Source organism: Agromyces sp. NPDC058064 (assembly GCF_042885275.1).
Lineage (GTDB): Bacteria > Actinomycetota > Actinomycetes > Actinomycetales > Microbacteriaceae > Agromyces.
The window spans coordinates 306,342-327,646 of sequence record NZ_JBHVSE010000004.1 but is presented as its reverse complement, the minus strand read 5'-3'; the positions used below and the strand labels follow the sequence as shown (position 1 = coordinate 327,646).

The window sequence follows — 21,305 nt, the reverse complement described above, 5'->3', positions numbered from 1 at the left end:
GTCACCGTCGGTCGAGCACCTGGTCCTCGTAGTCGGCGTCCTCGCCGCCGCGGCTCTGCGGCTTCGGTCGCCGCGGCGCGCGCCGCGAGTCGTCCGAGACGCCGGATGCCTCGGCGAGCCCCTTGCGCTCCTGGTTCGCCGCCCAGCCCAGCCCGATGAAGGCGAGCATCGCGAAGACGTACCACTGCAGCGCGTACGAGAGGTGCGGACCCTCGTCGCGCTCGGGGCGCGGGGCCGCGACGGGCGGCTCGGCGGCGTCGTCGCCCGACTGCACGAGGATGCCGTATGCGCCGGTGTACGCGGGCTCGCCGACGCGCTCGGCGAGCTCGTCGAGGTCGATCGTGGCGAACTCGACGCCGGTCGAGGTGCGGCCCTCGATGCGGCCCTCGCCGGCCTTCAGCCGGGCGTTCGCCTCGACCCGACCCGCGGGCGGCGCCGGGATCTCGCTCGGCCGCCCGTCGGAGTCCTGTGGGATCCAGCCCCGGTCGACCATGAACACGGTGCCGTCGTCGAGCCGGAACGGGGTGATCACCTCGAAGCCGGTGCTGCCGCCGAGCGGGCGGTTGCGCACCACGACCTCCTCGGCCGGCAGGTACTCGCCCGAGAGCTCGACGACCTGCCAGCGCTGCTCGACGTCGAACGCGGCGGGGTCGGGCAGCGCCTCGGCCACCGGGATCGGCTCGGCGTCGTAGTTGGCGTCGATGCGCGCGACCTCGGCCAGCGCCTCGGCACGGCGGTTGAGCTGCCACGTGCCGAGCGCCGAGCAGGCGATCGCGAAGATCACGGTGAGTGCGAGGTAGCCGGCCCAGCGCGGTGCGAGGAGGAAGCGCCACTCGCTCACGAACGAGCCTCCGTCGAGGTGTCCGACGTCGTGCCGTTCCGGGGCTCACCCTCGCCCGCGAAGCCGTGCACCTCGAGCGGGAACGATCTGGCCGCGAGGAACTCGCGCAGGTAGTCGACGTGCTCGTCGCACGCGAGCCAGGTCTTGAAGCGCTCACCCGTGTGGATGCGGGGGTTCCGCCAATCGATGCGCCAGCTCGCCGGCTCGTGGCATCCGGATCGCGAACAGCCGCCCTGGGCGGGCGCGCCGCCGAGTCCGCCGATCATGCCGCTCCTCGCTCGTCGTCTCGACGGTCGGTGGGTTCGGGGCCGCCGGGCGCTGCCGACGGCGGGGGAGTGCGTCGCACGATGCCGCCCGGGCGGAGCACCCGGCTCGTGCGCTTCGGGCTGCTCACGTTCGCGAGCACGACCGCGAAGTACGGGAGGAAGATCGCGCCGGCCGCGCAGACCGCGAGCCACCAGCCGTCGACGAAGAGCATCGCGACGATGCAGAGTACGCGGATCGACATGGCGATCGTGTACTTGATCATGCGCGAACGCCGCTCCGCCTCGGGCGAGGGCGGCAGCGTGGTGATCGACTGCTGCTTCATGGTGGTCGCCGCAGGCCTGACGGCGCTCCTCTTCACTCAAGCCTACGTCGATTCGAGCGCGTCGGATGCCCCGTCAGGCGAGCCTCTATGCTGGGACGGGCCGTACGGCCCCACCTGCAGAAACGGAGTCCAGCATGACGTCGAGCCGCACCGTCCTCGTGACCGGTGGCAACCGTGGCATCGGCTACGCGATCGCCCGCGAGTTCCTCGCCCAGGGGCACCGCGTGGCGGTGACCGCCCGCTCGGGCGAGGGCCCCGAGGGCGCGCTCACGGTCCGCGCCGACGTCACCGACTCCGAGTCGGTCGACCGGGCGTTCACCGAGATCGAGGCCGCGCTCGGCCCGGTCGAGGTCGTCGTGGCGAACGCCGGCATCACGCGCGACATGCTGCTCATGCGCATGAGCGAGGACGACTTCACGAGCGTCGTCGACACGAACCTCACCGGCGCCTTCCGCATCGTCAAGCGGGCGTCGAAGGGCATGCTCAAGGCGAAGTTCGGCCGCATCGTGCTCATCTCGAGCGTCGTCGGACTCTACGGCTCGGCCGGCCAGGTCAACTACTCCTCGTCGAAGGCCGGCCTCGTGGGCATGGCCCGCTCGCTCACCCGCGAGCTCGGCGCCCGCAACATCACGGCCAACGTCGTCGCGCCCGGGTTCATCGAGACCGACATGACCGACGAGCTGCCCGAGGCGCAGCAGGCCGAGTACAAGAAGAACATCCCGCTCGGCCGCTTCGCGTCGCCCGACGAGGTCGCGCGCGTCGTGGCGTGGCTCGCGGGCGACGACGCCGGCTACATCTCCGGCGCCGTCATCCCGGTCGACGGCGGCCTCGGCATGGGGCACTGACCCCAGCCGTCACCGCCCGGTACGCCGACCACGCAGGAGGGCCGGTACGCGATCACGTACCGGCCCCCTTCGCGCGTACGCGTCAGCCCCGCAGGCCGAGCACCGCGAGCACCGCCCCGAGGTCGGGGCGGTCGATCGCGAGATCGGCCTGCGCCCGCACCACGGGCTTCGCGCAGAACGCGATGCCGAGCGCGGCGCGGTCGAGCATCCGCAGGTCGTTCGCGCCGTCGCCGACCGCGACCGTGCGCTCGAGCGGGATGCCTCCCGCCGCCGCCCACTCGACGAGTGCCGTCGCCTTCGCCGCGGCGTCGACGATCGCTCCGTCGACGCGGCCGGTGAGGCGTCCGCCGGCGGTCTCGAGCCGGTTGGCGCGGCAGAAGTCGAGGCCGAGGCGCTCGGCGAGCGGGTCGAGCAACTCGTGGAACCCTCCCGACACGACGCCGACGAGCCCGCCGGCCGCGTGCACGCCGTCGATGAGCTCCTGGACGCCGTCGGTCGGGGTCATGCGCTCGCGCGCGGCGGCGAGCACCGACTCGTCGAGCCCGGCGAGCGTCGCGACGCGCTCGCGCAGGCTGGCGGCGAAGTCGAGCTCGCCGCGCATCGCGCGCTCGGTCACGGCGGCCACGTGCTCGAGGCTGCCGGCCTCCTCCGCGAGCAGCTCGATCGCCTCCTCGCGGATGAGCGTGGAGTCGGCGTCGAGCACGACGAGCGGGCCGCGCGAGCGGCCCTGGGCGGCGGGGCTCACGCGTGGGCCCGAACGCGAGAGCCCTTGCCGACGACCGTGATGCCGCTGTCGGTCACGATGAAGCCGCGGGCGAGGTCTTCGGCGCGGTCGACGCCGATGCGCGCCCCGGCCTCGACGACGACCTCCTTGTCGAGGATGGCCCGCTGCACCGTCGCCCGTGCGTCGATGCGCGCGCGGTCGAAGAGGATCGAGTCGGAGACGTGCGCGCCGGAGCCGACGACGGCCCACGGTCCGATCACGCTGCGTTCGACGTGCGCGCCCGAGATGACGGAGCCGAGCGACACGATCGAGTCGATGACGGTGCCGAGGGTGCCCCGCGCGTCGCGGGTGAACTTCGCCGGCGGGGAGTTGAGCTGCTGGCTGAAGATCGGCCATTCGCGGTTGTAGAGGTTGAAGATCGGCATCACCGAGATCAGGTCCTGGTGGGCTTCGAAGAAGGAGTCGATCGTCCCGACGTCGCGCCAGTAGTAGCGGTCGCGGTCGGTCGAGCCGGGAACGTCGTTCTGCTTGAGGTCGTACACGCCGGCGTCGCCCTGCGCGACGAACGCCGGGATGATGTCGCCGCCCATGTCATGACTCGAGTCCGCGCGTTCGCCGTCGCGGAGCACCGCGTCGATGAGCGCGTCGGCGTCGAACACGTAGTTGCCCATCGACGCGAGCACCTCGCCGGGGGAGTCGGGCAGCCCGACCGGGTCGGTCGGCTTCTCGAGGAAGCGACTGATCCGTGCGGGGCGCTCGGGGTCGACCTCGATCACGCCGAACTGGTCGGCGAGCGCGATCGGCTGGCGGATCGCCGCGACGGTCGCCGAGGCGCCCGACTCGACGTGCGCGTCGATCATCTGCGAGAAGTCCATGCGGTAGACGTGGTCGGCGCCGACGACGACGATGAGGTCGGGGCGCTCGTCGTAGATGAGGTTGAGGCTCTGGAGGATCGCGTCGGCCGAGCCCGAGAACCAGCGCTTGCCCAGTCGCTGCTGCGCCGGGACCGACGCCACGTACGAGTTCAGCAGGCCGCTCAGCCGCCAGGTCTGCGAGACGTGGCGGTCGAGGGAGTGCGACTTGTACTGGGTCAGCACGACGATCTGCCTGAGACCCGAGTTCAGCAGGTTCGAGAGCGCGAAGTCGATCAATCGGTATTGCCCGCCGAACGGCACCGCGGGCTTGGCCCGGTCCTCAGTCAGGGGCATGAGCCGCTTGCCCTCGCCACCAGCGAGGACGATGCCGAACACCTTGCGCGAAACCATGAGGCAACTGTAACGAGCCTGCGCGACTTCGCGCGTCCGGGTTTCGGCCCGTGTCCTCCGACCCTGCGCTACCGTTGCCAGCATGCGCGTCGACCTCCTCACCCGTGAGTATCCGCCCGAGGTGTACGGCGGTGCCGGCGTGCACGCCGCCGAGCTCGTCCGCGCGCTGCGCGCGAGCATCGACGTGCGCGTCCGCTGCTTCGGCGCGCCGCGTGACGAGGCCGGGACGCAGGCGTACCCGGTGCCGGGTGCGTTCGACGAGGCGAACCCCGCGCTGTCGACGATGGCCGTCGACCTGCTCATGGCCGGCGACGCGGCCGGGGCCGACGTCGTGCACTCGCACACCTGGTACGCGAACTTCGCGGGGCTCACCGCGAAGCGGCTGCACGGCGTCCCGCACGTCGTGACCGCCCACAGCCTCGAGCCGCTGCGGCCCTGGAAGGCCGAGCAGCTCGGCGGCGGCTACCGGCTGAGCTCCTGGGTCGAGCGCACCGCCTTCGAGGACGCCGACGCGGTCATCGCCGTGAGCGAGGGGATGCGCCGCGACATCCTGCGCGCGTACCCCGCCCTCGACCCGTCGAAGGTCGACGTCGTCGTGAACGGCATCGACCTCGCCGACTGGGCCCCCTCGGAGGACGGCGACGCGGTGCGCGCACTCGGGGTCGACCCCGACCGCCCGTCCATCGTCTTCGTGGGCCGCATCACCAGGCAGAAGGGGCTGCCGTACCTGCTTCGCGCGGCGCGGCTGCTGCCGCCCGAGGTGCAGCTCGTGCTCTGCGCGGGCGCCCCCGACACCGAGGAGATCGTGGCCGAGGTCACGGCGCTCGTCGACGGGCTCCGGGCCGAACGCGACGGCGTCGTCTGGATCGACCGCCACCTTCCCCGTCACGAGCTGACCGCGCTCCTCACGGCCGCCACGACCTTCGTCTGCCCGTCGATCTACGAGCCGCTCGGCATCGTGAACCTCGAGGCGATGGCGTGCGGCGCGCCGGTGGTCGGCACGGCGACCGGCGGCATCCCCGAGGTCGTCGACGACGGCGTCACGGGCGTGCTCGTGCCGATCGAGCAGGCCGACGACGGCACCGGCACCCCGCTCGACCCCGAGCGATTCGTGCGCGATCTCGCCGAGGCGCTCGCCCGCGTCGTCGCCGACCCGGCTCGCGCGGCCGAGATGGGCGCCGCCGGGCGCCGCCGCGCCGAGACGCACTTCGCATGGGACGCGATCGCCGCGCGCACGATCGAGGTGTACGAGCGAGTGCTCGCCCGCTGATCGCGCAGGCGGCCGCTCGCGTGCGTCGGGCGGGCCTCCGGCTCCCGATAGCATTGACGCATGGCGAGTGCGAGTACGGTCCTGCAGTTCCGCGACGTGTCGGTGGTTCGTGACGGCAACACGATCCTCGACGCGGTGACGTGGAGCGTCGCCTCCGACGAACGCTGGGTGGTGCTCGGGCCGAACGGCGCGGGCAAGACGACGCTGCTGCAGATCGCCGCGGCCGCCATGCACCCCACCTCGGGCAAGGCCGAGGTGCTCCAGGAGGCGCTCGGCAAGGTCGACGTCTTCGAGCTCCGCCCCATGATCGGCTTCGCCTCGACGGCGATGGCGCGTCGCATCCCGCGCGACGAGACGGTGCTCGACGTCATCCTCACCGCCGCGTACTCGGTGACCGGCCGCTGGAACGAGGAGTACGAGGGCATCGACCTCCGGCGCGCCGAGCGCGTGCTGAAGGAGTGGGGCCTCGACGGCTTCGCGGGCCGCCGCTTCGGCAGCCTCTCCGACGGCGAGCAGAAGCGCGTGCAGATCGCCCGCTCGGTCATGACCGACCCCGAGCTGCTGCTCCTCGACGAGCCGGCCGCGAGCCTCGACCTCGGCGCACGCGAAGAGCTCGTCGGCCTCCTCGGCGGCTACGCGGCCTCGCCGTCGTCGCCCGCGATCGTGATGGTCACCCACCACGTCGAGGAGATCCCCGTCGGGTTCACCCACGCCCTCCTCGTGAAGAAGGGCGGCATCGTCGCGGCGGGCCCCCTCGCCGAGGCGCTCACCGCAGAGAACCTCGGTTCGACCTTCGACATGAAGATCGAGCTCACCGAGCGCGACGGCCGATACGCCGCGCGCGCCGTCTGAGAAGTTCTCGCCCCGATTCTGCTAAACTCGTTAGCTGGCCCTACCGCCAACATGCTTTCCCGCCGCTGACCGACACCGCGAAGGTGCCGCAGTCGTGCGGCAGGAGCTCCAAATCCATCGTCCGCTCTCTCAATCGAAATCCAAGGAAGTCTCCATGAAGACCGACATCCACCCCGAGTACAACGCCATCGTGTTCCGCGACCTGGCTTCGGGCGCCACGTTCCTCACGCGTTCGACCGCGACGAGCGACAAGACGATCGAACTCGACGGTGTCACCTACCCGGTCATCGACGTCGAGATCTCGAGCGAGTCGCACCCGTTCTACACGGGCAAGCAGCGCATCATGGACTCGGCCGGCCGCGTCGAGAAGTTCAACCAGCGCTTCAAGGGCTTCGGCAAGTAATCCAGCCGACCCAGAAGGGGCGGGCGACGCGAGTCGCCCGCCCCTTCGTCGTGCCCGGGCGCGCACTTCGGGCACGCCCGGCGGGAAGGGCGACGCGGACCGCGTCGCCCCCGGTGCCGGGTCAGCGCACCGGCCATGCCCCCGAGGTCGTGAACTCGGGCTCGCCGTTGCGCCGGCGCCACGACTGGTAGCTTTCAGCCTGCTCGCGGCACCAGTCGACCTGGCGGGCGTGCAGCTCGGCGACGGCGACCGTCGCGAGCTCGGGGTGGGCGCGGGCGATCGCCTGCGCCACACGGCCCGCGGCGATCGCGTCGGCACCGGCGTTGTGGGCGTCGTCGAGCACGACGCCGTAGTGCTCGGCCGTCGCCGAGAGCGTGCGCTTGCCGCGACGGTACTTGTCGACGGCCTTGTCGATGACGAGCGGGTCGATCACCGGCCCCGGGCCGGGCAGGGGAGCGAGGCCGTAGCGTGCGGCCTCGCGCTCGAGGATCGTGAGGTCGTAGGCGGCGTTGTACGCGACGATCGGCAGGCCGCGGGCCGCGGCGTCGGCGAGGGCCGCGATGATCTCGCCGACGGCGGTGGGTGCCGCCTGCCCCTCGAGACGGGCGCGCTCGGTCGTCACGCCGTGGATGAGCGAGGCCGCCGTCGGGATCTCGATGCCCGGGTCGACCAGCCACTCGCGCTGCTCGAGCACCTCGCCGTCGGCGCCGAGCACGCCGACGTGGGCGGTCACGATGCGACTCACGTCGACGTCGATGCCGGTGGTCTCGAGGTCGAAGACGGCGAGGGTGTTCGCCCAGAGGGCGGCGTTCGTGGCATCCATGTGCGAAAGGCTATGCAGCGCCACCGTCATCGCCGCGGCGGCGCGTCGCGTGTCCGCCGCATCCGCGACGCTGCGCTCGCCTGCGGGGCATCCGTGCAGTCGGGATCCGTAGAATGGCGGGGATGATCGATTCGCCCTACGCCGCCGCGCTCGCCCGCATCCCCGTCAGGGCCCACCGGGTCGACGTCGACGGCACCGACACCGCATGGTGGGAGTACGGCGAGGCCGGCGCCCCCGTGCTCGTGCTCGTGCACGGCTTCCGCGGCGACCACCACGGCCTCGAGCCCGTCGTCGCCCAGCTGCCGGGGTACCGCATCATCTCGCCCGACCTGCCCGGCTTCGGCGAGTCGGCGACCTTCGCCGACCGCGAGCACGACATCGACGGCTACGCGCGCTGGCTCGGTGCGTTCATCGAGGCCGTCGGCATCACGGGCGACTACGACCTGCTGGGGCACTCCTTCGGCTCGATCGTGTCGTCGGCGGCCGTCGCGGGCGGTCTCGCACCGCGCCGGCTCGTGCTCGTGAACCCGATCGGCGCCCCCGCGCTCCAGGGGCCGCGCGGCGTCATGACCCGGCTCGCGGTGCTCTACTACCGGGCCGCCGCCGCGCTGCCCGAGAAGGCCGGCTTCGCGCTGCTGCGCAACGGCGCCGTCGTGCGCGTCATGAGCGTGACCATGGCGAAGACCGGCGAGCGCGAGCTGCGCCGCTGGATCCACGACCAGCACGACCGCTACTTCTCGGACTTCGGCGACCGCGACCAGCTGCTCGAGGCGTTCCGCGCCTCCGTCAGCCACGACGTGAGCGAGTACGCCGAGCGCATCGCCGTGCCGACGCTGCTCGTCGCCGCGGAGCGCGACGACGTCACCCCGCTCGACGCGCAGCACCGCCTCGTCGGGCGCTTCCCCGACGCGACCCTCGAGGTGATCCCCGAGGTGGGGCACCTCATCCACTACGAGACGCCCGGCGACGCCGCGGCGCGCATCGGCCGGTTCCTGCGCGCGGAGTCGCGCGCATGAGGGTCGTCGTCGACTGCCGCTACACCCGCATCGGCCACCACGACGGCATCAGCCGGTTCACCGCGGGCCTCGTCACCGAGCTCGCGAAGCTGCACCCGGTCACGATGCTCGTGAGCGACCATCGGCAGCTCGAGATGCTGCCCGACCTGCCGTGGCAGCTCGTGAGCTCGCCGACGAGCGCCCGCGAGCCGTTCGTCGCCCGCCAGGTGCGGCGCCTGCGCCCCGACGTCGTGTTCTCGCCGATGCAGACGATGGGGTCGTGGGGCCGCGACTACCGCCTCCTCCTGACCCTCCACGACCTGATCTACTACGAGAACCGCACGCCGCCGCGCGACCTCCCCGCGCCGGTGCGGCTGCTCTGGCGGCTCTACCACCTCGCGTGGTGGCCCCAGCGCCTCCTGCTGAACCGGGCCGACTCGGTCGTCACGGTCTCCGAGACCACGGCGGGCCTCATCCGCGAGCACCACCTCACCGACCGCCCGATCACGGTGGTCTCGAACGCCTCCGACGACCTGGGCGTGCCCGAGCTGCCGCGCAGCCGCCCCGACGGTCACCGGCTCGTCTACATGGGCTCGTACATGCCGTACAAGAACGTCGACACGCTCGTGAAGGCCGTCGCCGCGCTGCCCGACCACGAACTGCACCTGCTCAGCCGCATCGGCCGCGACGAGCGCGAGCGGCTGACGAGGCTCGCCCCCGAGGCACGGCTCGTGTTCCACGACGGCGTGACGGATGCCGCGTACGCGGAGCTGCTCGCGGGCGCCACCGCGCTCGTACACGGCTCGAAGGCCGAGGGCTTCGGCATCCCGCTCATCGAGGCGATGCGACTCGGCACGCCGGTCGTCGTGAGCGACATCCCGATATTCCGCGAGATCGGCGGCGACGCCGCCCTCTATTTCGACCCGGGTGACGTCGACGACCTCGTGCGGGCGCTCGGCGACCTCGAGTCCGACGACATCTGGCAGGAGCACTCGGCCCGGTCCGTGGAGCGCGCTGCGCAGTACACCTGGGCGGGGTCGGCCGCGACCCTGCTCGAGCTCATGCGGCGCACGGTCGCCGAGCACGGCGGCCGCGGCAGCCGGCGGCGCGGCCGCCGCCGCTGACGAGCCCGGCGGGCCGGCAGCCGTGCGCCGGCGCCCCCGCGCGGAGATCGCGTGTCAGGCCTCGGTGCCGGTGAGGAGCTCGGGCTCGACGAGCTCGAGCCCGCCGTCGGCGTGGCGCAGCAGGTGCACCGAGCCGTTCGTGATCGCGTAGCCCGCCCCGGGCAGCGTCCACTCGCTGAGCTCGAGGATGAGCGAGTGGATGACGCCGCCGTGCGAGACGACGACGACGCTGCCGCCGGGGTGCGCCGCCGCGATCTCGGCGAGCGCGGCGCTCGCCCGCGCGATCACGGTGGAGCGCGGCTCGAGCCCCTCGATCGTCGCCGCCTGCGCCTCGACCGCCATGCGGCCCGCGTGGTCGAGGCCCTCGAGCACGCCGTGGCTGCGCTCGGCGAGCGAGCCCATGAGGCGCGGCGCGGGCAGTTCGAGCACGTCGGCGATGATCTCGGCCGTCTCGGCCGCGCGCGAGAGCGTGCTGGCGTACACCGCGTCCCAGCCGTCGGCGGCGAGCCGGTCGCCGGTCGCGGCGGCCTGCGCGCGACCGGTGTCGTTCAGCGGGATGTCGGTCATGCCCTGGATGCGGCGCTCGCGGTTCCACTCGGTCTCGCCGTGGCGGACGAGGGCGATCAGCGTCGGTTCTGGGTGGCGCGGGGCATCCGTCATGTCGACGACTCTCGCACGTCGCGGGCCCGCATCACGAACCGAGCGCCTCGGCGAAGGCGGTGAGCGTCTCGCTCGCGCCGGCGTCGATCTTCACGGCGGCGCGCGAGTCGCCCTTCGTGACCCCGCGGTTCACGACGATGATCGGCAGCCGGCGACGGCGCGCCTGCTCGATGAGGCGGACGCCCGAGTTGACGACGAGCGAGGAGCCGGCGACGAGGAACACGTCGGCGCCCGCAACGAGCGATGCAGCGGCCTGGAACGTCGGCACCGGCACGAACTCGCCGAAGAAGACGACGTCGGGCTTGAGGATGCCGCCGCACACCGTGCAGACCGGGATGACCATCGACTCGACGTCGTCGACGACCACGTCGCCGTCGGGCGCCTGCCGGATCGCCTGCTCGAGATCCATGCCGGGGTTCAGGAGGGTGAGCTCCTCGGCGATGGCCTGCCGTGCGTAGTGCTGCCCGCAGTCGAGGCAGACGACGCGGTCCATGCCGCCGTGCAGCTCCACGACGTGCCTGCTGCCCGCACGCCGGTGCAGCCCGTCGACGTTCTGCGTGACGACGCCGGCGACCGCCCCGGCGGCCTCGAGCGAGGCGAGGGCGTGGTGCCCGGCGTTCGGGCGGGCCGCGCCGAAGTGCCGCCAGCCGAGGTGGCTGCCGGCCCAGTAGCGCTTGCGTGCCTCCTCGGAGGCGAGGAACCGCTGCACGGTCATCGGCGTGCGCGCCGGTGCGCCCTCGCCGCGGTAGTCGGGGATGCCCGAGTCGGTGCTCACGCCCGCACCCGTGAGCACCGCGATCCGCGCGCCGCGCATGAGGTCGATCGCTTCGCGCACCAGTTGCCCGGTGCCGGGCGTCGCGTCGATTCCGATCTCCACGGGAGCTCCATTCAGACGAGGTTGACCTGATTGTAAACACCGTCGTTTTCCGGTTTGTTTCCGAGGCTGGCACTCTTGAGGGGAGGAGACCCATGCACATCGAACGAGTCCGCGACGCGGCATCCGATTCCGTCGCCGACTACGCGCGGCTCACCGACGTGACCCTGCGCAGCGCACAGGAGCCCGAGCAGGGTCTCTACATCGCCGAGTCGGCGAAGGTCATCGGCCGTGCGATCGCCGCCGGCCACCGCCCCCGATCGGTGCTCATGGAGGAGAAGTGGCTCGCCGGGCTCGAGCCCGTGCTCGCCCCGTTCGACATCCCCGTGCACCTCGCCGACCCCGCGCAGCTCGAGGAGATCACCGGGTACCGCGTGCACCGCGGCGCCCTCGCGGCCTTCGAGCGACCCGAACTGGCCGACCCGGCCGAGCTTCTCGCCGGTGCGCGTCGCGTGGTCGTCCTCGAGGACATCGTCGACCACACGAACGTCGGCGCGATCTTCCGTTCGGTGGCCGCGCTCGGCGCCGACGCCGTGCTCGTGACGCCGCGCTGCGCCGACCCGCTGTACCGGCGCAGCGTCCGCGTCAGCATGGGCACCGTCTTCCAGGTGCCCTGGACCCGGCTGCCCGAGTGGGGCGAGGCCTCGACGCTGCTGCACGAGGCCGGCTTCACGACCGCCGCCCTCGCGCTCGCGGACGACGCGGTGCCGCTGCGCCGGCTCGCCGCCGACCCGCCCGAGCGCCTCGCACTCGTGTTCGGCGCCGAGGGCGACGGGCTCAGCCGCAGCGCGCTCGAGGCCGCCGACGCGGTCGTCACGATCCCGATGCGCCACGGCGTCGACTCCCTGAACGTCGCCGCCGCCGCGGCCGTCGTGCTCTACGCCCTCGCCCTGCCGGAGGAACCGACCCCGTGACCGAGACGACCTCGCAGGCGCCCGCGCCCGTTCCCGCCGCCGCTGCCACGAGCGCCGCGCGGCCCGTCGACCCGAACGAGCGCCGCCGTGTCTACCGGCGTCGCCGCATCGTCGTGTTCGGCACGCTCGCGGTGCTGATCGCGCTGCTCGTCGGCGGCGGGGTCTACACCGCGAACGCCCTCGGCGCCCCCGTGCCGGCCGCCGCACCCGAGATCGAGCAGCCCGCTCCCGTGGTCGCCGCGCCGCAGTCGTTGGCGCTGCCGGGCTTCGGCGGCTACGCCGTCGGCGCGATCGGCTTCGACGGGCTCCTCGCCGCCGGCAACGCGGACCAGCCGATGGCCTCCGCGAGCATCACCAAGATCATCACCTCGCTCGTGATCCTCGAGAAGCACCCGATCGCCGCGGGCGAGAACGGCCCCGACATCGCGTACACCGACGCCGACGTCGACATCTACTGGGACATGATCGCCCAGAACGGTTCGGTCGCCCCCGTCGAGGCGGGCGCGACGCTGAGCCTCCGCGAGAGCCTCGAGGCGCTGCTGCTGCCGTCGGGCAACAACTACGCCATCTCGCTCTCGAACTGGGCGTTCGGCTCCGAGCAGGGGCTCGCCGAGGCCGCACGCACCTGGCTCGACGCGCACGGGCTCGCGAACACGCGCATCGCCGACGCCAGCGGGCTGTCGCTCGAGAACACGTCGACGCCCGCCGACCTCGTGAAGCTCGGCGAGCTCGCCCTCGCCGAGCCCGTGCTCGCCGAGATCGTCGCGACGCAGCAGGTCGACATCCCCGAGCTCGGCACGCTCGAGAACTCGAACAAGCTCCTCGGCACGCACGGCGTCGACGGCATCAAGACCGGCACGACCGACGATGCCGCGAACCTGCTGTTCTCGGCCGACTACGCCGTCGGCGACACGACCGTGACCGTCGTCGGCGTGCTCCTCGGCGGCGAGAACCACGCGATGCTGCGCGAGGCGATCGCGAAGCTGCTCGACAGCGTCGCGCCCGGCTTCCACCAGGTCGCGCCGCTCGAGGCCGGGCAGGAGCTCGCGAGCTACGACACCCCGTGGGGCGACACCGCCCGCGCACGGGCCGCCGACGGGGCATCCGTCGTGGTCTGGAGCGACACGCCCGTCGAGGTCGAGGTGAATGCCGAGCCGCTCGCCCTCGCTCGCGAGGGCGAGGAGGTCGGCACCGCCGTCGTGCGGGCGGGCACCCAGGAGATCACCGTGCCGCTGGTGCTCGACGCCGAGATCGACGACCCCGGCACGTGGTGGCGTCTCGCGAACCCCTCGGGGCTCGAGCCCGCGACCGCTCAGTCGGGCAGCGAGTAGGGCCCCGCGTCGGGCCGCTTCGGCGAGATGAGGTCGCCCGACGACTGGTGGCGGATGCGCCGCACCACCCACGGAACGAGGTACTCGCGCGCCCACGCGAGGTCTTCGACGCGCGCCTGGCGCCAGGTCGTCGACGGCAGCGGCTCGGGCCTGCGCGGCTCGAGCGCGTTGTCGACGTTGAGGGCGGAGAGCACCATGCGGGCGACCGTGTGGTGGCCGAGCGAGTTGAGGTGCAGGCGGTCGGCCGACCACATGCGCTGGTCCTGGATCTCGGTGAGGGCCCACTGGTCGGCGACGATGCAGTCGTACTTCGCGGCGATCGTGCGGAGGTTCTCGTTGTAGATCGCGACCTTGCCGCGGATGCCGCGGAACACGGGGGAGAAGCCGACGTCGACGCCGGTGAACAGCACGATCGTGGCGTGGTCGCGCGACAGGCGCTCGATCGTGTACTCGAAGCGGGCGGCGATCTCGTCGGGATCGGTGCGCGGGCGGATGACGTCGTTGCCGCCCGCCGAGATCGTGATGAGGTCGGGGCGCAGGGCGAGCGCCGGCTCGAGCTGCTCGTCGATGATCTGCTGGATGAGCTTGCCGCGCACCGCGAGGTTCGCGTAGGCGAAGTCCTCGGTGCCCTGCGCGAGCACCTCGGCGACGCGATCGGCCCAGCCGCGGTGGCCGCCGGGGACGGAGGGCTCGGGATCGCCGATGCCCTCGGTGAAGGAGTCGCCGATGGCGACGTAGCGCGACCAGGGATGCTGCTGGGTGACCATCCCTCCATTCTGCACAACGTGTCGGTTCGAGGATGTCGCAGGCCTCCGCTACCCTCGAATCCAGTGAGTACAGCGACACCATCCGGGGCCCATCATCCGGGCACCTCGGCGGCCGAACACCTCTCACCCTCGTTCCCCGAGCGCGCCGCCTGGGGCACCGCGTCGAAGCTGCGGGCCTGGCAGGCCGAGGCGCTCGAGCTCTACCTCGACGAACAGCCGCGCGACTTCCTCGCCGCGGCCACGCCGGGCGCGGGCAAGACGACCTTCGCGCTCCGGCTCGCGGCCGAGCTCCGCGCGCGGCGCGTCATCGACCGCATCACCGTCGTCGCTCCCACCGACCACCTCAAGCGGCAGTGGGCCGATGCGGCGGCGCGCGTCGGCATCCGGCTCGACCCCGGGTTCCGCAACGCCCACGGCCGTTCGGCTCGGCACTACCACGGCGTCGCCGTCACCTACGCGCAGGTCGCCATGCGCCCCGCGCTGCACCGCGAGCTGACGCTCTCGGGGCGGTCGCTCGTCATTCTCGACGAGGTGCACCACGGCGGCGACACGCTCTCGTGGGGCGACGCGATCCGCGAGGCGTTCGAGCCCGCGACGAAGCGGCTGTCGCTCAGCGGCACCCCGTTCCGCTCCGACACCGCCCCGATCCCGTTCGTGGAGTACGTGCCCGACGCGCAGGGCGTGCGCCTCTCGAAGACCGACTACAACTACGGCTACGGCCGGGCGCTCGCCGACGGCGTCGTGCGTCCCGTCATGTTCATGGTCTACGCGGGGCACATGCGCTGGCGCACGAAGGCCGGCGACGAGATGGAGGCGAAGCTCGGCGAGGACAACACGAAGGACATCACGTCCTCGGCGTGGCGTACCGCGCTCGAGCCGAGCGGCGAGTGGATCCCGGCGGTGCTGCGCGCCGCCGACCGGCGCCTCACCGAGGTACGGCAGTCGATCCCCGATGCCGGCGGGCTCGTGCTCGCCACCGACCAGACGGTCGCGCGTGCCTACGCGGACATCCTGCAGCAGATCTCCGGCGAGCCGGTGACCGTCGTGCTCTCCGACGACAAGGAGGCCTCGGCGAACATCGAGGAGTTCTCGGGCAACACCCGGCGGTGGATGGTCGCGGTGCGGATGGTCTCCGAGGGCGTCGACGTACCCCGCCTCGCGGTCGGGGTCTACGCCACGAGCTCGTCGACGCCCCTGTTCTTCGCGCAGGCGATCGGCCGGTTCGTGCGGGCCCGTCGCCGCGGGGAGACGGCGTCGGTGTTCCTGCCGAACGTGCCCGTGCTCATGGCGCTCGCGGCCCAGCTCGAGCGCGAGCGCGACCACGCGCTCGATCGGCGCGGCGGCGCCGACGCCGACGACGACGGGCTCGACGACAGCCTGCTCGAGTCGGCGAACCGCGAGGAGCGCGCGTCCGAGGAGATTGAGCTCGGCACGTGGGAGGCGCTCGGCTCCGACGCGTCGTTCGATCGGGTCGTCTTCGACGGCACCGAGTTCGGCACGCTGGCCGAGCCCGGCAGCGACGAGGAGTTCGACTTCATCGGCATCCCCGGGCTGCTCGAGCCCGAGCAGGTCTCCGAGCTCCTGCGCCACCGGCAGGCACGTCAGGCGCGCCGGGCGGGGGAGCGGCGCAAGCACGCCGCGGCCGCCCAGGGCGACGGCGAGGGCGGCGAGGGCGCCGCGTCCGAGCCGGTCGCGCTCTTCCGCACGCTGAAGGAGCAGCGCTCGCTGCTCAACAGCATCGTCGGGCTCTACGCCCGGCAGAGCGGCCAGTCCCACTCGAGCGTGCACGCCGAGCTGCGGCGTGCGTGCGGCGGGCCCGAGGTCGCGCAGGCGACGGTCACGCAGTTGCAGGCGCGCATCGAGCTCGTGCGGCGGCGGCTCTCCGGGCGATGATGGTCGCGTGAAGATCAACGGGTTCGCCGACGTGTGCCTGCGCACGCTGATGCTGCTGGGGGCGCAGCAGGGCGAGCAGCTCACGAGCCGCGAGATCTCCGAACGCATCGGGGTGCCCTACCACCACGTCTCGAAGGCGGTGCTCGAGCTGCGCCGGCGCGGCGCGCTCGACGTGGCGCGCGGTCGCACGGGCGGAGCCCGCATCACGGAGGCGGGGCTCGGGCTCAGCGTGGGTGCGCTGCTGCGTTCGCTCGACGGCCACCAGGATCCCGTCGACTGCATCACGAGCGACGGCGCGAGCTGCCCGCTGATCGCGGGGTGCCGCCTGCGATCGGCGCTGCACCGCGCCCGTGAGGCCTTCTACGCGACGCTCGACGAGCTCACGGTCGAGGCGCTCACGGCGACCTCGCCGACGGTCGTGCTGCCGTTGCCCGGCGTGCGCGAGGCATCCGTCGACGCCTGATTTGCGCCCTGATTTCTACAGGGTGTAGAACTGATCTCGGAATCTCGCATATCAAATGCGAGATACGACGTTCCGAGGAGAACCATGCTTTCCGAGCAGTCCCGTCCCGTCATCGAAGCCACGCTGCCCGTCATCGGCGAGCGCATCGGCGAGATCACCCCGAAGTTCTACGGGCGCCTGTTCGCCGCGCACCCCGAGCTGCTCGACGGCATGTTCAGCCGTGCGAACCAGCAGAACGGCACGCAGCAGCGGGCGCTCGCGGGCAGCATCGCGGCCTTCGCCTCCCACCTCCTCGCGAACCCGGGCACGCTGCCCGAGGCGGTGCTCTCGCGCATCGCGCACAAGCACGCCGCCCTCGGCATCCCCGAGTCGGGATACCCGATCGTCTACGAGCACCTGTTCGCCGCGATCGCCGATGACCTCGGCGCGGCCTGCACCCCCGAGGTCGCCGCCGCGTGGACGGAGGTCTACTGGCTCATGGCCGATGCCCTCATCAAGATCGAGCGCGGCCTGTACGCCCGCCAGGCGAACGACGTCATGTGGGCCGACTGGCGGGTGACCGCCAAGGAGGCGGCAGGTGCCGGCTCCATCACCTTCCGCCTCGAGCCGGCCGACGAGACGCCGGTGACCCGCGCGACGCCCGGCCAGTACGTCTCGGTGCGCGTGCAGCTCGCGGACGGGCTGCACCAGGCGCGGCAGTACTCGCTCTCCGACCGGGTCGACTCGCTCACCGAGCGCGTCTTCACCACCAAGCTCGACGAGGGCGGCGAGGTCTCGCCGTTCCTGCACGGCCGGGTGAACGTCGGCGACGTCGTCGAGCTCTCGAACCCCTACGGCGACATCGAGCTCGACGACACCGACGCGCCCATCGTGCTCGCGACGGCCGGCATCGGCTGCACACCGAGCGCCTCGATCCTGCAGTCGCTCGCCGGGTCGGCGTCCGAGCGCCGCGTCCTCGTGCTCCACGCCGAGCAGCGCGCCGAGAACTGGGCGCTCGAGGCGCAGATGCGCGAGGCCGTCGCGGCGCTGCCGAACGCCGAGCTGCGGCTGTGGCTCGAGGAGCCCGCGACCGCCGCCGACGCGGAGACCGGATTCATGAGCCTCGACGGCGTCGAGATGCCGGCAGGGGCGAAGCTCTACCTCTGCGGCCCACTGCCGTTCATGCGCTCGATCCGCTCGCAGGCGATCGCGGCGGGGGTGCCCGCGACCGACATCCACTACGAGGTCTTCGGGCCCGACGTCTGGCTCGCGGCGTAGCCTCACGACCGGTCGGGGCGCCCGCGGCACGAACGTGCCGCCGGCGCCCTTCGGCGTTTCCGGGCGCTTCGGCGCCCGCCCCGATCGTCGACGGGATGCCTCGCCCCGCGCCACGGGAAGGGACGCGCCATCCCACCCGGCGATAGCATTGCGCCCATGGCTCGCCGCACCCGGGTGCTCGTCATCGCGATCATCGTCTCGTTCATCGCGTTCCTCGACGGAGCCGTCATCAACGTCGCGCTGCCCTCGCTCGCGGAGGAGCTCGGCGGCGGGCTCGCCCTGCAGCAGTGGGCGGTCGATGCGTACCTGCTGACCCTCGGCGCGTTCATCCTGCTCGCCGGGTCGCTCTCCGACTCGTTCGGGCGCGCACGCATGATCCGGATCGGGCTCTACGGCTTCGGCGTCACCTCGATCGCCTGCGCGATGGCGCCCGACGGCGTGTTCTTCGTCATCGCCCGGGCGTTCCAGGGGGCCGCGGGCGCCCTGCTCGTGCCGAGCTCGCTCGCACTCATCGTCGCGACGTTCCCGCGCTCGGAGCAGGGCCGTGCCATCGGCCGGTGGACGGCATGGACGACCGTCGCCTTCCTCATCGGGCCGCTGTTCGGCGGACTGCTCGTCGACCTCGTGTCGTGGCGGCTCGTGTTCTGGATCAACATCATCCCGATCGTCGTCGCGCTCGTGATGCTGCGCGGCATCGCCCGCGACGAACCCGTCGCCGAGCACGCCCCGATCGACTGGGTCGGGGCGGCGCTCTGCGTCGTCGGCCTCGGCGGCACCGTCTTCGCGCTCATCGAGGGCGAGCGCCTCGGCTGGGACTCGCCGTTCGTGCTCGTGCCGCTCATCGGCGGCGTGCTCGCGCTCGGGCTCTTCGTCTGGTGGGAGCGCCGCACCCCGCAGCCGATGCTGCCGCTCGGCCTCTTCAAGGCCAGGAACTTCGCGGCGGGCAACCTCGCCACGCTCTTCATCTACGCGGCGTTCTCGCTCGGCCCGTTCGCGATCACGATCTTCCTCCAGGAGTTCGGCGGGTTCTCCGCCACGGCCGCCGGCCTCGCCACACTGCCGCCGACGATCATGCTCGTGCTGCTCGGTTCGTGGTTCGGCGGGCTGTCGACGAGGTTCGGCCCGAGGATCTTCATGACGGCGGGGCCGATCGTCGTCGCCGTCGGCTACCTCATGACGCTCGCCGTGACCGAGGATGTCGGCTTCTGGACCGAGCTGCTGCCCGGCATCGTCGTGTCGGGGCTCGGCATGGCGATCACCGTCGCCCCGCTCACCGCCGCCATCCTCGGTGCCGTCGACCCCGCTCGCGCGGGCATCGGCTCGGCCGTCAACAACGCCGTCGCCCGCATCGCCGGGCTCGTGGCCATCGCCTCGATCGGCGTCATCGTCGGGTCGACGCTCGACGTCGAGGGGTACGAGCGCGCCGCGATCGCCACCGCGGCGCTGCTCGTCGTCGGGGGAGTCGTCTCCTGGCTCGGGATCCGCAACCCGCCTCAGGCGGCGCGGGTCGAGGAGGCCTCGTCGGCTTCGCCGTCGCCGGCCGACTGATCGGCGCTGGAACCGTCGGCGCCTGTCGCGCCCGTCGCGCGAGTCGCGCCGGCCGCGTCGAGTGCGGCGAGCAGGTCGGCCGCGAGGTCGTCGACGTGCTCGAGCCCGATCGAGAGGCGCACGACGGCGTCGCCCGGCTTCGCAGCCCCCGCGACGGGCCGGTGCGTGAGCGACGCGGGGTGCTGCACGAGCGAATCGACGCCGCCGAGCGAGACCGCGTGGGTGACGAGCTCGCACGACTCGGTGAACCGCGCCGCCGCGTCGAAGCCGCCGGCGAGCTCGAGGGCGATGATCGAACCCGGCCCCTCGAGCTGCGTGCCGACGAGGCCCTGGGGGTCCTGGCCGGGCGCTCCCGGGTAGTGCACGCGGGCGACGGCCGGGTGGCCGGCGAGGCGTTCGGCGAGCTCGCGGGCCGTCTCCTGCTGGGCGCGGACGCGCAGCGGCAGCGTGCGGAGCCCGCGGTGGAGGAGGTAGGCGGCCATCGGGTGGAGGAGCCCTCCGGTGAGCGCGCGCACACGGCGGAGCCGCTCGACCCAGTCGCGATCGGCGGCGACCACGCCGCCCATGACGTCGCCGTGACCGCCGAGGTACTTCGTCGCGCTGTGCAGCACGAGCGTCGCGCCGTGCTCGACGGGGCGCTGCAGCACCGGGGTGGCGAAGGTGTTGTCGACGAGCAGCGGCACCTCGCCGGCGGCCTCGGCCAGTCGACGCAGGTCGACGAGCTCGAGGGTCGGGTTCGCCGGCGTCTCGACGATGACGAGCCCGGTGTCGTGGCGGATCGCGGCGGCGACCTCGTCGATGGTCGCCCAGGTCACCTCGGTGCCGAGCAGCCCGCTCTCGAGCACGTGGTCGGTGCCGCCGTAGAGCGGCCGCACGGCGACGACGTGCGGCTTGCCCGCCGAGGCCGTCGCGATGAGCACTGCGGCGAGTGCGGCCATGCCGCTGCCGAACGCGACGGCGCCGTCGGTGCCCTCCAGCCCCGCGAGGGACTCCTCGAAGCGGGCGACCCCGGGCTGCCAGAGCCGCTGGTACACCGCCGAGCGCCCCTCGCCGAGGTCGTGGCCGGTGGCGAGCTCTTCGTAGGAGAGGCCGCCGGTCTCGACCGAACCGAGCGGGTTCGTGGTCGAGAAGTCGATGACGGGAACGTGGGATCCGCTCTCTCGGACTCCGCTCATGCCGCCGTGGACGGCGCGGGTCTCGAGGTGCGACGACGATGTCTGCATGGCTCGCACTGAAGCAGATTCTGCTGATTCTCTCAACTCGGCCTGCACGATCATTGCGATACTCTGGATGCCTCGCAGAATCTGCAGAATCGATCCGCTTGGAGTCCAGACATGGCGCAGAAACCAGAACTCGACCGCGTCGACCGCGCACTGCTCCAGGCGCTCTCGACGAACGCGAGGGCCTCGGGTGCCGCACTGGCCGCCGAGGTCGGCGTCGCCGAGTCGACCGTCTCGCTCCGGCTGCGGCGGCTGCAGGCGCTCGGCACCGTGCGCGGCTACCGCGTCGAGGTCGACCTCGCCTCGCTCGGGGTATCGCTCCAGGCGCTCATCGCGGTGCGGCTCGTGAAGCACGACCGTAGCGAGATCGACGCGTTCCGGTCGCAGGTGCCGCACCTCCCGGGCGTGCTCGGCGTGTTCCACATGGCGGGCGCCGAGGACTACCTGCTGCACGTCGCCGCCCGCGACGCAGAAGAGCTGCGCGAGTTCGTGCTCTCGCACCTCACCGGTCACCCCGCGGTCGCCCACACCGAGACCAACCTCATCTTCGAGCACGTCGACGGCGACGGCTGGAACAAGCTCGTCGGCTGAGGCCTCCCGACCGGGCGTCGAGTCGCCGCAGTCGCGGCGATCGCCACAGATTCGGG

The 21,305-nt window shown here is 72.3% G+C and carries 23 protein-coding genes; 13 read left to right on the top strand and 10 right to left on the bottom strand.

What is annotated here, in order from left to right:
- Position 1: 1 nt before the first annotated feature.
- The 3 genes from ACFVSL_RS15470 to ACFVSL_RS15460 are packed head-to-tail and all read right to left on the bottom strand — an operon-like array spanning position 2 to position 1,430.
- Complete coding sequence (locus ACFVSL_RS15470; protein WP_386941853.1) at positions 2-841, bottom strand: SURF1 family protein; 840 nt, start codon at positions 839-841, stop codon at positions 2-4.
- Positions 838-1,107, bottom strand: coding sequence for a hypothetical protein (locus ACFVSL_RS15465; RefSeq protein WP_386941852.1), 270 nt, complete (start codon positions 1,105-1,107; stop codon positions 838-840). Before ACFVSL_RS15465 ends, ACFVSL_RS15470 begins: the two co-directional genes overlap by 4 nt.
- Entirely contained in the window at positions 1,104-1,430 is a 327-nt protein-coding gene (locus tag ACFVSL_RS15460; protein ID WP_386941851.1) for a DUF3099 domain-containing protein, read from the bottom strand. The genes ACFVSL_RS15465 and ACFVSL_RS15460 overlap by 4 nt, the downstream gene beginning before the upstream one ends.
- Positions 1,431-1,564: 134 nt before the next feature.
- On the opposite strand from ACFVSL_RS15460, the gene ACFVSL_RS15455 reads away from it, so the two are divergent.
- Positions 1,565-2,275 (top strand): beta-ketoacyl-ACP reductase, encoded by a 711-nt coding sequence (locus tag ACFVSL_RS15455; protein ID WP_386941850.1) that lies wholly within the window; start codon positions 1,565-1,567, stop codon positions 2,273-2,275.
- 82 nt (positions 2,276-2,357) lie between these two features.
- Here the strand turns inward: ACFVSL_RS15455 and serB are convergent, their stop codons facing one another.
- Positions 2,358-3,020 (bottom strand): phosphoserine phosphatase SerB, encoded by a 663-nt coding sequence (gene serB, locus ACFVSL_RS15450; protein ID WP_386941849.1) that lies wholly within the window; start codon positions 3,018-3,020, stop codon positions 2,358-2,360.
- Complete coding sequence (locus ACFVSL_RS15445) at positions 3,017-4,264, bottom strand: glucose-1-phosphate adenylyltransferase (protein WP_386941848.1); 1,248 nt, start codon at positions 4,262-4,264, stop codon at positions 3,017-3,019. Before ACFVSL_RS15445 ends, serB begins: the two co-directional genes overlap by 4 nt.
- Positions 4,265-4,346: 82 nt before the next feature.
- On the opposite strand from ACFVSL_RS15445, the gene glgA reads away from it, so the two are divergent.
- The 3 genes from glgA to ACFVSL_RS15430 all read left to right on the top strand — a co-directional run bounded on the left by glgA (position 4,347) and on the right by ACFVSL_RS15430 (position 6,789).
- Positions 4,347-5,534 (top strand): glycogen synthase, encoded by a 1,188-nt coding sequence (gene glgA / locus ACFVSL_RS15440; protein WP_386941847.1) that lies wholly within the window; start codon positions 4,347-4,349, stop codon positions 5,532-5,534.
- Between the two features lie 60 nt (positions 5,535-5,594).
- Positions 5,595-6,386, top strand: a complete 792-nt coding sequence (locus ACFVSL_RS15435; RefSeq protein WP_386941846.1) for an ABC transporter ATP-binding protein — start codon at positions 5,595-5,597, stop codon at positions 6,384-6,386.
- 154 nt (positions 6,387-6,540) lie between these two features.
- Positions 6,541-6,789 (top strand): type B 50S ribosomal protein L31, encoded by a 249-nt coding sequence (locus tag ACFVSL_RS15430; protein ID WP_376945248.1) that lies wholly within the window; start codon positions 6,541-6,543, stop codon positions 6,787-6,789.
- Between the two features lie 121 nt (positions 6,790-6,910).
- Here ACFVSL_RS15430 and ACFVSL_RS15425 read toward each other — a convergent pair whose 3' ends face one another.
- Positions 6,911-7,612 (bottom strand): 3'-5' exonuclease, encoded by a 702-nt coding sequence (locus ACFVSL_RS15425; protein ID WP_386941845.1) that lies wholly within the window; start codon positions 7,610-7,612, stop codon positions 6,911-6,913.
- A 122-nt stretch (positions 7,613-7,734) separates the two neighbouring features.
- Here ACFVSL_RS15425 and ACFVSL_RS15420 point away from each other — a divergent pair, with 122 nt between their 5' ends.
- Together ACFVSL_RS15420 and ACFVSL_RS15415 are read left to right on the top strand one after the other, a co-directional pair.
- The gene (locus ACFVSL_RS15420) at positions 7,735-8,628 is read left to right on the top strand and encodes an alpha/beta fold hydrolase (RefSeq protein ID WP_386941844.1); all 894 of its coding nucleotides are present in this window, start codon (positions 7,735-7,737) and stop codon (positions 8,626-8,628) included.
- Complete coding sequence (locus ACFVSL_RS15415; RefSeq protein ID WP_386941843.1) at positions 8,625-9,731, top strand: glycosyltransferase family 4 protein; 1,107 nt, start codon at positions 8,625-8,627, stop codon at positions 9,729-9,731. The genes ACFVSL_RS15420 and ACFVSL_RS15415 overlap by 4 nt, the downstream gene beginning before the upstream one ends.
- A gap of 54 nt (positions 9,732-9,785) precedes the next feature.
- On the opposite strand, the gene ACFVSL_RS15410 is transcribed toward ACFVSL_RS15415, so the two are convergent.
- Entirely contained in the window at positions 9,786-10,391 is a 606-nt protein-coding gene (locus tag ACFVSL_RS15410) for a histidine phosphatase family protein (protein WP_386941842.1), read from the bottom strand.
- Between the two features lie 31 nt (positions 10,392-10,422).
- On the bottom strand, positions 10,423-11,205 hold the full coding sequence (locus ACFVSL_RS15405; RefSeq protein WP_386941882.1) for an NAD-dependent protein deacetylase: 783 nt from the start codon (positions 11,203-11,205) through the stop codon (positions 10,423-10,425).
- A gap of 155 nt (positions 11,206-11,360) precedes the next feature.
- On the opposite strand from ACFVSL_RS15405, the gene ACFVSL_RS15400 reads away from it, so the two are divergent.
- Together ACFVSL_RS15400 and ACFVSL_RS15395 are read left to right on the top strand one after the other, a co-directional pair.
- Positions 11,361-12,179 (top strand): TrmH family RNA methyltransferase, encoded by an 819-nt coding sequence (locus tag ACFVSL_RS15400; protein ID WP_386941841.1) that lies wholly within the window; start codon positions 11,361-11,363, stop codon positions 12,177-12,179.
- Entirely contained in the window at positions 12,176-13,510 is a 1,335-nt protein-coding gene (locus ACFVSL_RS15395; RefSeq protein WP_386941840.1) for a D-alanyl-D-alanine carboxypeptidase family protein, read from the top strand. Before ACFVSL_RS15400 ends, ACFVSL_RS15395 begins: the two co-directional genes overlap by 4 nt.
- Here the strand turns inward: ACFVSL_RS15395 and ACFVSL_RS15390 are convergent.
- Positions 13,492-14,277, bottom strand: coding sequence for an SGNH/GDSL hydrolase family protein (locus ACFVSL_RS15390; RefSeq protein ID WP_386941839.1), 786 nt, complete (start codon positions 14,275-14,277; stop codon positions 13,492-13,494). The two genes, ACFVSL_RS15395 and ACFVSL_RS15390, sit on opposite strands and share 19 nt — an antisense overlap.
- A gap of 63 nt (positions 14,278-14,340) precedes the next feature.
- Between ACFVSL_RS15390 and ACFVSL_RS15385 the strand changes: the two genes are divergently transcribed.
- The 4 genes from ACFVSL_RS15385 (at position 14,341) to ACFVSL_RS15370 (ending at position 19,438) form a co-directional block, all read left to right on the top strand.
- Complete coding sequence (locus ACFVSL_RS15385) at positions 14,341-16,170, top strand: DEAD/DEAH box helicase (RefSeq protein WP_386941838.1); 1,830 nt, start codon at positions 14,341-14,343, stop codon at positions 16,168-16,170.
- A gap of 7 nt (positions 16,171-16,177) precedes the next feature.
- Positions 16,178-16,633 carry an RrF2 family transcriptional regulator gene (locus ACFVSL_RS15380; RefSeq protein ID WP_386941837.1) on the top strand — a complete coding sequence of 152 codons (456 nt, stop codon included), beginning with the start codon at positions 16,178-16,180 and terminating at the stop codon, positions 16,631-16,633.
- 84 nt (positions 16,634-16,717) lie between these two features.
- A complete protein-coding gene (locus tag ACFVSL_RS15375; protein ID WP_386941836.1) occupies positions 16,718-17,890 on the top strand; it encodes a globin domain-containing protein in 1,173 nt (390 codons plus the stop codon).
- Between the two features lie 156 nt (positions 17,891-18,046).
- On the top strand, positions 18,047-19,438 hold the full coding sequence (locus tag ACFVSL_RS15370; protein WP_386941835.1) for an MFS transporter: 1,392 nt from the start codon (positions 18,047-18,049) through the stop codon (positions 19,436-19,438).
- On the opposite strand, the gene ACFVSL_RS15365 is transcribed toward ACFVSL_RS15370, so the two are convergent.
- On the bottom strand, positions 19,384-20,661 hold the full coding sequence (locus tag ACFVSL_RS15365) for a trans-sulfuration enzyme family protein (RefSeq protein WP_386941834.1): 1,278 nt from the start codon (positions 20,659-20,661) through the stop codon (positions 19,384-19,386). The two genes, ACFVSL_RS15370 and ACFVSL_RS15365, sit on opposite strands and share 55 nt — an antisense overlap.
- Positions 20,662-20,772: 111 nt before the next feature.
- Here ACFVSL_RS15365 and ACFVSL_RS15360 point away from each other — a divergent pair, with 111 nt between their 5' ends.
- On the top strand, positions 20,773-21,249 hold the full coding sequence (locus ACFVSL_RS15360) for an Lrp/AsnC family transcriptional regulator (protein ID WP_376945220.1): 477 nt from the start codon (positions 20,773-20,775) through the stop codon (positions 21,247-21,249).
- Positions 21,250-21,305: the final 56 nt, after the last annotated feature.